Raw genomic sequence first — 11,340 nt, 5'->3', positions numbered from 1 at the left:
GTCCGAAGGCCGTCAGCTGCCGGTGCCGGTCCTGCCCCAGTCCGGGCCCGCCTGCTCCCAGGCCCGGTCCCAACGCGCGTACCTGCGGCGGACCATGCGCCAGACGATCAGCCGCCGGGCGCACTCGACGACGCCGGCGGTCAGCAGCGCGGCGCCGACGCCGGCGAGGACCGCGTGCGTGGTCGCCGTGGCCGAGTCCAGCGGCCGGGCCGCTATGCGGCCCTGACGGTCCGTCCATATCGCGAAGCGGTCGCCCGCGTGCGGTGACACCAGCCCGGCGATGGCCACTTCGCGGTGCGCGGAGCCGTCCGGTCCGGTCCACTCGGCGAGCACGCGGCTGCGCAGGTCCCGCGCCGAGGAGGTCTCGGGGTCGGTGTCCAGCGGGGCGCGGTCCAGCTTGCGCACCACGGTGGCCGTCACCAGGTGGCGGGCCCGGTGCTGTTCCCGCACGGACCGCTGCAGGGTCTGCTGGGCGGCGCCGCCGGCGAGCGTGCCGACGAGGGGCGCGACGGCCAGCATCAGCAGCAGGGCGACCAGCGCCACCCAGGCCTCGACCAGGTCGGTCGTACGGCGCAGCGGATTGCGCCGCCAGCGCCGGAGCCCGCCGATAGCTCGCACCGTCTCGCACCCCCTCCCGCTCCGTGATAACCCCCGGCGGAGCCGCTCGCCCGCGGACCCGGTCGAAAGAGAGCGACATCACTGCCGACCGACCGGGCCCTCGATCAGGACGTCTGAGGACTCCTCAGGAAGCCTCAGGACTCCTCAGCACTCCTCAGCACTCCTCAGCACTCCTCGGATCAGGAATCCTCGGACTCCTCACGACGACTCAACGCGCGGCCTCCGGCTGCCGGTTCCCGCCCGCCGCACGTTGTCCGGATCTTTCCGGCCACCTGCGCGGTGTCGCCGTCGCAGTGGCTCCGGGGTCGCCGTACCGGGCCGCCCGTTCGTCCCGGCGGGGCGCCGGTCGGCCGTGTCCGGAAGCCGGTTCGTCAGGCCGCCGGGTCGAGGATCCTCACCGGGTCGCCGACGCGGAGGGTGCCGCGGGTGAGCGGGACGAGGTTCTGCCCGAACAGCAGACCGCCGCCGAAGCGGCGGTAGCGGCCGAGCGTGCGCAGGGGCTCCTTGCCCCGCCGCGCGGTCTCCTGGTCGGTGGTGGTCACCACGCAGCGCCCGCACGGCTTGGCGACGCGGAAGACGACGTCCCCGATGGCGAGGCGCGTCCAGTCGTCCTCGGCCCAGGCGTCGGCGCCGGCCACGACCACGTTCGGCCGGAACCGGTTCATCGGCAGGGGGCCCTCGGCCGGGTACTCGCCCTGCGCGATCAGGGAGTTGAGGGCGTCCAGCGAAGCGGCCGAGGCGAGCAGCAGCGGGTAGCCGTCGGCGAAGCTCACCGTCTCGCCGGGCCGGGCGTACGCCGGGTCCACGGGCCGGCGCGTCGCCGGGTCGTCCATGTGCACGAGGCGCACGTCGGCGCCGAGGTAGGCGCTGCACCAGGCGTGCGCGGCCGGATCGTCGGCCGGGACGCCCTCGACCTTGTCCCCGAAGATCTCCACCGGCACGGTGCCGTCCGGGCGCGGGACCGCGACGCTCAACGGGTCGGCGCCGGGCGCGGACAGGCGAACGCCGCCGCCGGGCAGAAGCTCGGCGGCGGCCAGCGCGAGGCGCGGCTGCTGACGCTGGGTGACGACCTTTCCCCCGTGGTCGATCAGCACCCAGCGCCGGTCTCCGGCCAGCCCCCAGGGTTCCACCATGGCCTCCCGGGGCGAGACGCCCCGGAACGCCTTGACCGGATGGACGTGTATCGACTGCAGCAGCGCGTTCCCCATGCGGCCATCGTGCCAGGCGGCAGCGACAGCCGGGGACGGCGGCCGGGCCCGTCCGGCGCGCACGCCGGAACCGCGGGGCGCGGCAGCCGAGCCGCGGTCCTAGTAACCGCGGTACTGCTGCTGGTTGTTGTACGGGTCCTGGTACGAGGGCGTGGCGGGCCGTGGAGCGGCGGGCCGCATCGCCTCGTAGCCCATGCCGGTCGCCGCCACCGGGCGCGGCGGCTGCGGCTGCTGCGGGCCGGGGTAACCGCGCTGCGCGGAGGCCTGTTGCGGGATGTAGGCCGCGGGCGCCTGCTGCAACGGAGCCGGCTGCTGCGCCTGCGGGTATCCGTAGGAGGGCTGGGACGGGGCCGACGGCAGGGCGGGCAGAGCCGACGGCAGGGCCGGCAGATGACTGCCCGGCATGTCGTACGCGGCGGGGACCCGGATCGGGGCGATCTGCGGGGTGCCCCGCTCGGCGACGAGCGAGTCGTAGATCGGGGTGTCCGGGAAGGAGGCGGAGTAGTAGCCGCCGCCATAAGTGGAGCGGGGGGAGGTCATGGCACATAAGTTAAGCCCACGATGTGCTGATTGGGGAGACCGATAAGAGGGTTGTTTTGCGCGTCGGCAGTGACTCCCGACGCCCAATGCGATCGAACTTGGCAAAAAGGGGCGCGGATCCGGGTCCGGGTGGTGTTCGGATCGGGTAAAGCCCAAGTTCCGGGCGGGTTACCGGCGGGTTGGTCGCCGGTCTTCCCTCGCCCCTCATGTGAGTTGGCGGCCCCAGGGAATAGGTTGTGCGGGAGAACCGAAGGGCTGCCGGGACGCGGACTCGCGTGCTGACACGTGATGGGGGCGGACATGTCAATGCCGAAAGGATCAAATACTCCGGTGCCGACCACGGCACTGAGGGTCGAATTGGGCTGGCGCGGCGGGCCGGGCGTGCCGGACGCGGACGCCTCGGCGCTCCTGCTGGTGGGCGGCAAGGTCCGCTCCGACGGCGACTTCGTCTTCTACAACCAGCCGCTGCACGCCTCGGGCGCGGTCCGCCACGAGGGCAAGCGCAACACCGCGGGCGGCGTCACCGACACCCTGCTCGTCGACCTCACGCGCGTGGAGCCCGCGATCGAGACCGTCGTCGTCGTGGCGTCCGCGGACGGCGGCACGTTCGGGCAGGTCCCGGGCCTGTACATCGAGGTCCGCGACGCCGCGCGGGACGGCGTGGTCGCCCGGTTCGACAGCGCGGGCGCGAGTGTGGAGACCGCTTTCGTGCTGGGAGAGTTCTACCGCCGTCAGGGAGCCTGGAAGTTCCGTGCCGTCGGGCAGGGATACGGCAGCGGCCTGGAGGGACTGGCCACCGACTACGGGATCACGGTGGACGAGCCGCAGCACGCGGCCCGCCCGGCCGCCCCCGCCCCCGCCCCGGCGGCCCCGCCGGTCGCCCCTCCGGTGACGATGCCCCCGCCGGTCGCGCCCCCGGTGACCATGCCGCCGCCGGTCACCATGCCCCCGCCCCCGCAGCCGGCCGTCCCCGCGGCGCCGGTCCGGCTGACCAAGGTGACGCTCACCAAGGCGGCCCCCGCGGTCTCGCTCGCCAAGCAGGGCGGCACCTCGGGCGCCATGCGGGTGAACCTCAACTGGCAGGTGCGCAAACAGTTCTCCGGCTGGGGCAGCAAACGCGGCCGCGCGGTCGCCATGCACTCCGACCTCGACCTCGACCTGTGCGCCCTGTACGAGCTCACCGACGGCAGCAAGGGAGTCGTCCAGGCCCTCGGCAACGCCTTCGGATCGCTGCACCAGCCGCCGTACATCCACCTCGACGGCGACGACCGCACCGGCGCCGTCGAGACCGGTGAGAACCTCACCGTCAACCTCGACCACAAGCAGGCCTTCCGGCGGATCCTCGTCTTCGTGACGATCTACGAGGGCGCCCGCTCCTTCGCCGACCTGCACGCCACGGTCACCCTCCAGCCGCAGTTCGGCGCCGCGATCGACTTCTCGCTCGACGAGTGCACGGTCCCCTCGCCCGTGTGCGCCCTCGCTCTGATCACCAACACCGGCCAGGACCTGGTCGTCCAGCGCGAGGCCCGCTACCTGGTGCCCGAGCGAGGGGTGAGCCCGCAGCGGACCGTCGACCACGCCTACGGCTGGGGCATGAACTGGACGCCCGGCCGCAAGTAGCCGCCGGTCCCCGCCGTCACCCCTCGTCGGGCGCGGCGTCCGGGCGGGCGTAGGTGCGGCCCTTCCAGGCCGCACCGCGCCCCCTGCTGTGCTGCACCGCGGAGTCGACCGTCATCAGCAGGTAGAGGAAGGCGGTGAACGGCAGCAGCGGCGCGAGCCACAGCGGCTGGCGGTAGTAGCGGAGCATCGGCACGTACGTCCCCGCCATCACCAGCCACGCCAGGCCGCCGAGGGCCGCGGCCGCCGCGTCGCCGGCGGCCGCTCCCACGGCGAGCGTCACGGGCGGCACCAGGTAGACCAGCACCAGCCCGGCGACCGTGCCCGCCAGCAGCAGCGGACTGTGCCGCAACTGGGCGTACGCGCTGCGCGACACCATCCGCCACAGGTCGTGCAGGCGGGGATACGGCCGCACGCTGTCCACCCGCTCGGCCAGCCCGAGCCAGACGTGCCCGCCGCCCGCCTTGACCGCGCGCGCGAGAGCCACGTCGTCGATCACCGCGTGCCGGATGGCGTCCGGGACGCGCGCCCGCTCGGCGGTGTCCGCGCGCAGCAGGACGCAGCCGCCCGCCGCGGCCGCCGTCCGCGCCGCCTTCCTGCCGATCCGGCGGAACGGGTACAGCTGGGCGAAGAAGTAGACGAAGGCGGGCACCACGAGCCGCTCCCACAGGCTCTCCACCCGCAGCCGCGCCATCTGCGACACGACGTCGAACCCGCCGGTGCGGGCGGCGGCGACCAGCTGCCGCAGGCTGTCCGGCGCGTGCGCGATGTCCGCGTCCGTCAGCAGCAGGTACTCGGGGTCCCGTGCGCGTGCCAGCGCGATGCCGTGCCGCACGGCCCACAGCTTGCCCGTCCAGCCGGCCGGGGGCTCGCCGGGCGAGCCGACGGTCAGGGGCAGGCCGCCGTGCTCGCGCGCCAGCTCGCGGGCGAGTTCCCCGGTGCGGTCACGGCTGCCGTCGTCGACGAGGAAGACCTCCGCGCGTCCCGGGTAGTCCTGCGCGAGCAGGGACGGCAGGCTCTCGGGCAGCACGGCGGCCTCGTCGCGCGCGGGCACGACGACGCACACAGTCGGCCAGTCGCCGGGCTCCTCGCGTGGCGGCAGCCTTACGTCCGTGCGCCAGAAGAACCCCTGGCACAGCAGCAGCCACAGCCAGGCGGCGAGGGATACGGCGGCGGTCCACGCGACGGGGCTCACGTCCGCAGTCTGCCCCAACCGACGGGCCGCCGAGGGCCCATCGTCTATCGTGACCGGGTGAAGATCGCGCTCATGGACTCCGGAATCGGTCTGCTGGCGGCCACCGCCGCGGTACGGCGCCTGCGGCCCGACGCGGATCTCGTCCTGTCCCTCGACCCCGACGGCATGCCCTGGGGCCCCAGGACCCCCGAGGACCTGACCGCGCGCGCCCTGGCCGTCGCCGAGGCCGCCGCCGCGCACCGGCCCGACGCCCTGATCGTCGGCTGCAACACCGCCAGCGTCCACGCCCTGCCCGCCCTGCGCGCCCTGCTGGAACCCGGCGTGCCCGTCATCGGCACCGTCCCGGCGATCAAGCCGGCCGCGTCCGGCGGCGGCCCCCTCGCGATCTGGGCCACGCCCGCCACCACCGGCAGCCCCTACCAGCGCAACCTCATCGCCGAATTCGCCGACGGAGTGAAGGTCACCGAGGTGCCGTGCCACGGTCTCGCGGAGGCCGTCGAGCACGCGGACCAGGCGGCGATCGACACCGCGGTCGCCGCGGCGGCCGCGCTCACCCCCGGCGACGTGACGAGCGTCGTCCTGGGCTGCACCCACTACGAACTCGTCGCCGAACGCATCCGCGCCGCCGTGCAGCGCCCCGGCCGCCCGCCGCTCGTCCTGCACGGCTCGGCGGGCGCCGTGGCCGCGCAGGCGCTGCGCCGGCTCGGCGAGCAGCCCGCCACCGGGGCCGCGGCGTCCGGCACCCTCACCGTGCTGCTCAGCGGACGCGAGGGCGTGCTTCCGGAACCCGCCCTGGCCTACGACGAGGGACAGCTGCTGCAGGCGGTCACGCCCGCCGGATGACCCGCGGCGCGATCCGGAAGCCGGCCGTCCGCGCCGGCTCCGGCGGGTGGCGTCACACTCCCTCCGGTGTGTCGCGTCACTCTCCGCGACCCGGTGTCCGCGCAGCGAAACCTGAGTAACCTCGTAGTCATGAGGGACCACCCCCACCGCCACTCCGCCAAGCCCCCGGACGTCTGGACCGGACGCGCCACCAACCGGATGCAGTGGCTGCTGGCGCTCGGCGGCGCCGCCTGCATGGCGCTCGGCATCGAGCTGGCCGTCGACTCGGCCTGGTCGTCCGGCGCCGCTCCGCTCGTCATGTCGGTGGTCGGCTGCATCGCCGCCGGGCTGCTGGTCCTCTTCGGCACCCTCGCCTTCGTGCACGTCGACCTGCGGCTGGACAGGGAGTGCGTGGAGGTGCGCTGCGGCCACATCGGCGTGCCGCGCCGCCGCATCCCCCTCTCGCAGGTCGCCGGCGCGGAGTACGACGCGCACGTCACGCCACGTCACTGGGGCGGCTGGGGCTACCGCTGGCGGCCCGAGAAGGGCACCGCCGTGGTCGTGCGCCGCGGTGAGGGCGTCGTACTGCGTCTGTGGGACGGGCACACCTTCACCGTGACCGTCGACGACGCCGAGTCCGCGGTCCGGGTCATCCGGGACCGCCTGCGTCCCGGCCCGTCCGCCGCCTCGCACTGACCGGCGGGCTCAGGCCCGCGCCCGGCCGGCGCGTCCCGGTGCGTCGTCGGTCAGCGGACGTGCCGTCGCCAGACCCGCCAGGACGCCCGCGCCGGCCGAGACGGCGGTGAAGCTGAGAGCGTTGCCGACCGAGGCGATGCCCGCCACCGCGGTCAGGGCCGCGCCCGCGCTGAGCGCCACGGGCGTGGGGCGGGCGGAACGCCACAGCGCGTACAGCACCCAGCAGAAGGCCGCCGCCAGCAGCAGCACGCCGACGACTCCCTGCTCCGCCGCCTGCTGCAGCGGCGCCGAGTGCGGCTTGCCGTCCGGCAGCAGTGTCCGGAGCGCCGTCGGGCTCAGGTCGCCGAACCGTCCCGGGCCCACGCCGAGGGCGGCGTCCCGGCGTGCCAGCCCCGAGGCGTCGTGCCACAGCCCGATCCGGTGCTGGGTCAGCGGGCCCTCCAGGAACCGGGCGAGCCCGCCCGGCAGCGCGTCCCCGGCCACGGCCCAGGTTCCCGCGGTGATCAGGGCCGCGCTCAGCGCCAGGCCCGCGATGCCCGGGCCGCGGCGGTGCACCCGGCCGGCGGCGAGCGAGCACAGCAGCACGGCGGCGCAGGCGACGAACCCGGTGACCGACCCGAGGACGGCCGCGGTGACCGTGATGCCGGCCGCGAGCGCGCCGAGGGCCGGCCGCCGGCCCGGTGCGGCGGCCCAGGCGGCGCAGCACGCGGCGCCCGTGGAGAGCACCAGCAGGGCGGCGGTGGCTCCGGCGTGTCCGAGCGGTACGGCGATCTGCGGGCCCGGCGTGAGACGCGGGACGGCCACCGTGAGGCCGGCCCCGGCCAGTGCCCCGGCGCACGGGGCCGCGACCGGCAACAGCGCGCCGCAGATCCGGCCCGTCGCGTAGCCGGCGGCCACGGCCAGCACCGCGAGCAGCACGCCCTCCGGGCGGCCGCCGCGCACGCCCGCCGTGATCAGCGACCAGGCGGCGCACGCCCCGAGCACCAGCACGCCCGTCGCGTCAGAAACGTTCCGTCTGTCGCCGTCCTCCCCAGGACCCGCCACAGACGTCATCCCCGTGGAACGCACCCCGCCCCCCGAAACCGGCCGCCGTCCCGACCCCGCACGCCCCGGACCCGTCCGGCCGCGACGGCCGGGCGACCGAGGCCCCGGCACACCGTAACCGCTGAGGGGCGTCGTGTGGACGGGTCGGGCCGGATCGCGCCGCCGGATCGAGCCCTCGGACCGCGCCGCCCTCATGGGGGGAGCCCGGCCGGCCGGAGTGGCCCCCGCCGCCGCACCGACCGCCGCTGTCCGTGCCGAGGTCACCCGCCGTAGACTCCGCAGGGTGACCGTCACCGCAACCTCCGTGGACGAGTCGGCCCCGTCGCAGTCGCGCATCGCCCCCGGGTGGCGTGCGGCACGGCTGGTGCGTCTCCTCCCGGCTCTCGTCGCGGCGCTCTCCGGAGTGCTGCTCTACGTCAGTTTCCCGCCGCGCACCGTGTGGTGGCTGGCCCTGCCGGCCTTCGCCGTCCTCGGCGGAGTGCTGCGCGGACGCGGCTGGAAGGCGGGCCTCGGCCTCGGCTACCTGTTCGGCCTGGGCTTCCTGCTCCCGCTGCTGGTGTGGACCGGGGTGGAGGTCGGCCCCGGGCCCTGGCTGGCGCTGGTGGCGATCGAGGCGGTCTTCGTCGCTCTGGTCGGCGCGGGCGTGGCCGCGGTCTCGCGGCTGCCCGGGTGGCCCGTCTGGGCGGCCGCGGTGTGGATCGCCGGCGAGGCGGTACGCGCGCGTGTGCCGTTCCACGGCTTCCCCTGGGGCAAGATCGCGTTCGGGCAGGCCGACGGAGTCTTCCTGCCGCTCGCCGCGGTCGGCGGCACCCCGGTGCTCGGTTTCGGGGTCGTGCTGTGCGGCTTCGGTCTGTGCGAGGCGGTACGGCTGGCGGTGCTGGGGCGCCGCACCCGGGCGGTGCGGCGGTCCGCGGCGGCCGTGGCCCTGCTGAGCGTCGCCGTCCCGGTCGTCGGCGCGCTGGCCGCCCGGTCCCTGGTGAGCGACGCGGCGGAGGACGGTTACAGCACCGTCGCCGTCATCCAGGGCAACGTGCCCCGCTCCGGTCTCGAGTTCAACGCCCAGCGGCGGGCCGTGCTCGACTATCACGCCCGCGAGACCGAACGCCTGGCCGCCGAGGTCGATGCGGGCCGGATCGCCAGGCCCGACTTCGTGCTGTGGCCGGAGAACTCCTCCGACATCGACCCGTTCGTCTACGCCGACGCGCGCGCCGTCATCGACCGGGCGGCCAAGGCCGTCGGCGTGCCGATCTCGGTCGGCGGCGTCGTCGAACGGGACGGGAAGCTGTACAACGAGCAGATCCTGTGGGACCCGGTCAAGGGCCCCACCCAGACGTACGACAAGCGGCAGATCCAGCCGTTCGGCGAGTACCTCCCGCTGCGCTCGCTCATCGGCGCGATCAACAGCGACTGGACCTCGATGGTCCGCCAGGACTTCAGCCGGGGCACCGAGCCGGGCGTGTTCACCATGGACAGCGCCAAGGTCGGCCTCGTCACCTGCTACGAGGCCGCCTTCGACTGGGCCGTGCGTTCCGAGGTCGCCGACGGCGCCCAGCTGATCTCCGTGCCGAGCAACAACGCCACCTTCGACCGCAGCGAGATGACGTACCAGCAGCTCGCCATGTCCCGGGTCCGCGCCGTCGAGCACAGCCGGACGGTCACCGTGCCGGTCACCAGCGGCGTCAGCGCGATCATCATGCCGGACGGCAGGATCACCCAGAAGACCGGCATGTTCGTGCCCGGTCACCTGGTCCAGAAGGTGCCGCTGCGCTCCTCCGAGACGCCGGCCACCCGACTGGGGGTCCTGCCGGAGATGCTGTTGCTGCTGGTCGCCGCGGGGGGACTGGGCTGGGCGATCACAGCCGGAGTGCGCGGGCGGCGCGCCGGGGCGGCGTAGCCGTACGCCGGACGCACGCCCCTCGCGTCGCACGGAGGCGGCGCGGTCGGCCGGTTAGGGTCGGACTCATGCCTACTCCTGACTTCATCCGCCGTATACGGACCACGGCCGGCCACCAGCTGCTCTGGCTCCCGGGTGTCAGCGCCGTCGTCTTCGACGACGAGGGCCGGATCCTGCTGGGGCAGCGCGCGGACAACGGCAAGTGGACGGTGATCTCCGGTATCCCGGACCCGGGCGAGCAGCCCGCGGCCGCCGTCGTGCGGGAGGTGTTCGAGGAGACGGGCGTACGGTGCGTCGTCGAGCGTGTCGTCGCGGTGAGGTCGGGCCGGCAGGTCACCTACCCCAACGGCGACATCTGCCAGTTCATGGACATCTGTTTCCGCTGCCGGGCGGTCGGCGGCGAGGCGTGTGTGAACGACGACGAGTCCCTCGAGGTCGGCTGGTTCGAACTGGACGCGCTGCCCGAGATGGGCGAGTACCAGCACTTCCGGATCAAGCAGGCGCTGTCCGACGAACCCACATGGTTCCAGCCCATGAGTGACGAGTGAAGTGTGGGTGCTGACCACATGTGGTGGGGCGGGGGTGCTGCCTAGGGTCGAGGCATGACCCCGCCCACCGCCCCTGCGGCCCCCCACGCGTCCTCCCTCGACCTCGGCGGTCGTACCGCCCTCGTCACCGGTGCCGCCGGCGGCATCGGCCGCGCCTGTGCGCTGCGGCTCGCGGCCGCCGGGGCCAAGGTCAGAGCGGTCGACCGGGACGCCGCCGGACTGGAGGAGCTCGCCGACCGTGCCGCCGGCCTGGTGGGCGGCGTCGAGCCCCACGTCCTCGACCTCACCGACCTCGACGCCGCCGAGCGGGCGGCCGCCGGCACCGATGTCCTCGTCAACAACGCCGGGCTCCAACTGGTACGCCCCATCGAGGAGTTCCCGCCCGACGTGTTCCACACCGTGCTCACCGTGATGCTGGAGGCGCCCTTCCGGCTGATCCGCGGCGCCCTGCCCCACATGTACGGGCAGAAGTGGGGCCGTATCGTCAATGTGTCCTCCGTGCACGGCCTGCGCGCCTCCGCCTACAAGTCGGCCTACGTCTCCGCCAAGCACGGTCTGGAGGGGCTGTCCAAGACCGCGGCCCTCGAAGGGGCGCCCCACGGTGTCACCTCCAACTGTGTGAATCCGGGCTATGTGCGCACTCCCCTGGTCGAGAAGCAGCTCGCCGACCAGGCCCGCGCGCACGGCATCCCCGAGGAACGCGTGCTGACGGAGGTGCTCCTGCAGGACAGCGCCGTCAAACGACTCGTCGAACCCGAGGAGGTCGCCGAGGCCGTGGCGTACCTGTGCACCCCGCAGGCCTCCTTCGTGACCGGCACCTCGCTCGTCCTCGACGGCGGCTGGACCGCGCACTGAGCGGGCCGGTTCCACTGAGCCGCCGAGTTGTCCACAGGGCTGACGGGGTGGTCGTGCGATGGGTGATCCTGTGAGTATGCCTCGCGATCACACGCAGTCCGCCGAGCGGGTCGGCGCCGCGCCACCCGCCCCGGCGACCGCCGGGGCCGAACACCACGGTCCGGCGACCGCCGGTGCCGAACGCCCCGGTCCGGCGACCGCCGGTGCCGAACGCCCCGGTCCGGCGACCGCCGGTGCCGAACGCCCCGGTCCGGCGACCGCCGGTGCCGAACGCCCCGGCCCGGCGACCGCCGCGGCCGGACG

At 74.5% G+C, this 11,340-nt stretch carries 11 protein-coding genes and 1 pseudogene; 7 read left to right on the top strand and 5 right to left on the bottom strand.

The features are described from left to right. Window positions 1-12 precede the first annotated feature (12 nt). From AB0G63_RS26450 to AB0G63_RS26440, 3 genes are all read right to left on the bottom strand, one after another. Window positions 13-618, bottom strand: a complete 606-nt coding sequence (locus tag AB0G63_RS26450) for a hypothetical protein (protein WP_360754825.1) — start codon at window positions 616-618, stop codon at window positions 13-15. Between the two features lie 371 nt (window positions 619-989). Next, window positions 990-1,826, bottom strand: a complete 837-nt coding sequence (locus AB0G63_RS26445) for an MOSC N-terminal beta barrel domain-containing protein (RefSeq protein ID WP_360754823.1) — start codon at window positions 1,824-1,826, stop codon at window positions 990-992. Window positions 1,827-1,925: 99 nt separating this feature from the next. After that, window positions 1,926-2,366, bottom strand: coding sequence for a DUF6643 family protein (locus AB0G63_RS26440; RefSeq protein WP_360754820.1), 441 nt, complete (start codon window positions 2,364-2,366; stop codon window positions 1,926-1,928). 306 nt (window positions 2,367-2,672) lie between these two features. On the opposite strand from AB0G63_RS26440, the gene AB0G63_RS26435 reads away from it, so the two are divergent. Beyond that, complete coding sequence (locus AB0G63_RS26435; protein ID WP_360754970.1) at window positions 2,673-3,986, top strand: TerD family protein; 1,314 nt, start codon at window positions 2,673-2,675, stop codon at window positions 3,984-3,986. Window positions 3,987-4,002: 16 nt separating this feature from the next. On the opposite strand, the gene AB0G63_RS26430 is transcribed toward AB0G63_RS26435, so the two are convergent. Beyond that, window positions 4,003-5,178, bottom strand: coding sequence for a glycosyltransferase (locus tag AB0G63_RS26430; RefSeq protein ID WP_360754817.1), 1,176 nt, complete (start codon window positions 5,176-5,178; stop codon window positions 4,003-4,005). A 57-nt stretch (window positions 5,179-5,235) separates the two neighbouring features. Between AB0G63_RS26430 and AB0G63_RS26425 the strand changes: the two genes are divergently transcribed. Together AB0G63_RS26425 and AB0G63_RS26420 are read left to right on the top strand one after the other, a co-directional pair. Then, the gene (locus AB0G63_RS26425; RefSeq protein ID WP_360754815.1) at window positions 5,236-6,021 is read left to right on the top strand and encodes an aspartate/glutamate racemase family protein; all 786 of its coding nucleotides are present in this window, start codon (window positions 5,236-5,238) and stop codon (window positions 6,019-6,021) included. A gap of 129 nt (window positions 6,022-6,150) precedes the next feature. After that, window positions 6,151-6,696, top strand: coding sequence for a hypothetical protein (locus tag AB0G63_RS26420; RefSeq protein WP_360754813.1), 546 nt, complete (start codon window positions 6,151-6,153; stop codon window positions 6,694-6,696). Window positions 6,697-6,705: 9 nt separating this feature from the next. Here the strand turns inward: AB0G63_RS26420 and AB0G63_RS26415 are convergent, their stop codons facing one another. Further along, window positions 6,706-7,683: an O-antigen ligase family protein gene (locus tag AB0G63_RS26415; RefSeq protein WP_360754968.1), complete on the bottom strand. Its 978-nt coding sequence runs from the start codon at window positions 7,681-7,683 to the stop codon at window positions 6,706-6,708. 340 nt (window positions 7,684-8,023) lie between these two features. On the opposite strand from AB0G63_RS26415, the gene lnt reads away from it, so the two are divergent. The 4 genes and pseudogenes from lnt to AB0G63_RS26395 all read left to right on the top strand — a co-directional run. Continuing rightward, on the top strand, window positions 8,024-9,634 hold the full coding sequence (gene lnt / locus AB0G63_RS26410; protein WP_360754810.1) for an apolipoprotein N-acyltransferase: 1,611 nt from the start codon (window positions 8,024-8,026) through the stop codon (window positions 9,632-9,634). Window positions 9,635-9,702: 68 nt separating this feature from the next. Next, a complete protein-coding gene (locus AB0G63_RS26405) occupies window positions 9,703-10,182 on the top strand; it encodes an NUDIX domain-containing protein (RefSeq protein WP_360754808.1) in 480 nt (159 codons plus the stop codon). 54 nt (window positions 10,183-10,236) lie between these two features. Further along, window positions 10,237-11,037 (top strand): 3-hydroxybutyrate dehydrogenase, encoded by an 801-nt coding sequence (locus AB0G63_RS26400; protein WP_360754806.1) that lies wholly within the window; start codon window positions 10,237-10,239, stop codon window positions 11,035-11,037. Between the two features lie 76 nt (window positions 11,038-11,113). Beyond that, window positions 11,114-11,340 (top strand): annotated as a pseudogene (locus AB0G63_RS26395) (serine/threonine protein kinase); the annotation flags it as partial.

Origin of the sequence: Streptomyces sp. NPDC020996 (genome assembly GCF_040641355.1) — a bacterium.
GTDB lineage: Bacteria > Actinomycetota > Actinomycetes > Streptomycetales > Streptomycetaceae > Streptomyces.
The sequence above is the reverse complement of the archived record's forward strand: the minus strand, read 5'-3'. Positions and strand labels throughout refer to the sequence as shown.

Bases quoted from the DNA above. Each gene is read 5' to 3' on its own strand.
- AB0G63_RS26445 (WP_360754823.1), bottom strand. From the start codon at position 1,826: ATGGGGAACGCGCTGCTGCAGTCGATACACGTCCATCCGGTCAAGGCG.
- AB0G63_RS26420 (WP_360754813.1), top strand. From the start codon at position 6,151: ATGAGGGACCACCCCCACCGCCACTCCGCCAAGCCCCCGGACGTCTGG.
- AB0G63_RS26435 (WP_360754970.1), top strand. From the start codon at position 2,673: ATGCCGAAAGGATCAAATACTCCGGTGCCGACCACGGCACTGAGGGTC.
- AB0G63_RS26400 (WP_360754806.1), top strand. From the start codon at position 10,237: ATGACCCCGCCCACCGCCCCTGCGGCCCCCCACGCGTCCTCCCTCGAC.
- AB0G63_RS26440 (WP_360754820.1), bottom strand. From the start codon at position 2,366: ATGACCTCCCCCCGCTCCACTTATGGCGGCGGCTACTACTCCGCCTCC.
- AB0G63_RS26405 (WP_360754808.1), top strand. From the start codon at position 9,703: ATGCCTACTCCTGACTTCATCCGCCGTATACGGACCACGGCCGGCCAC.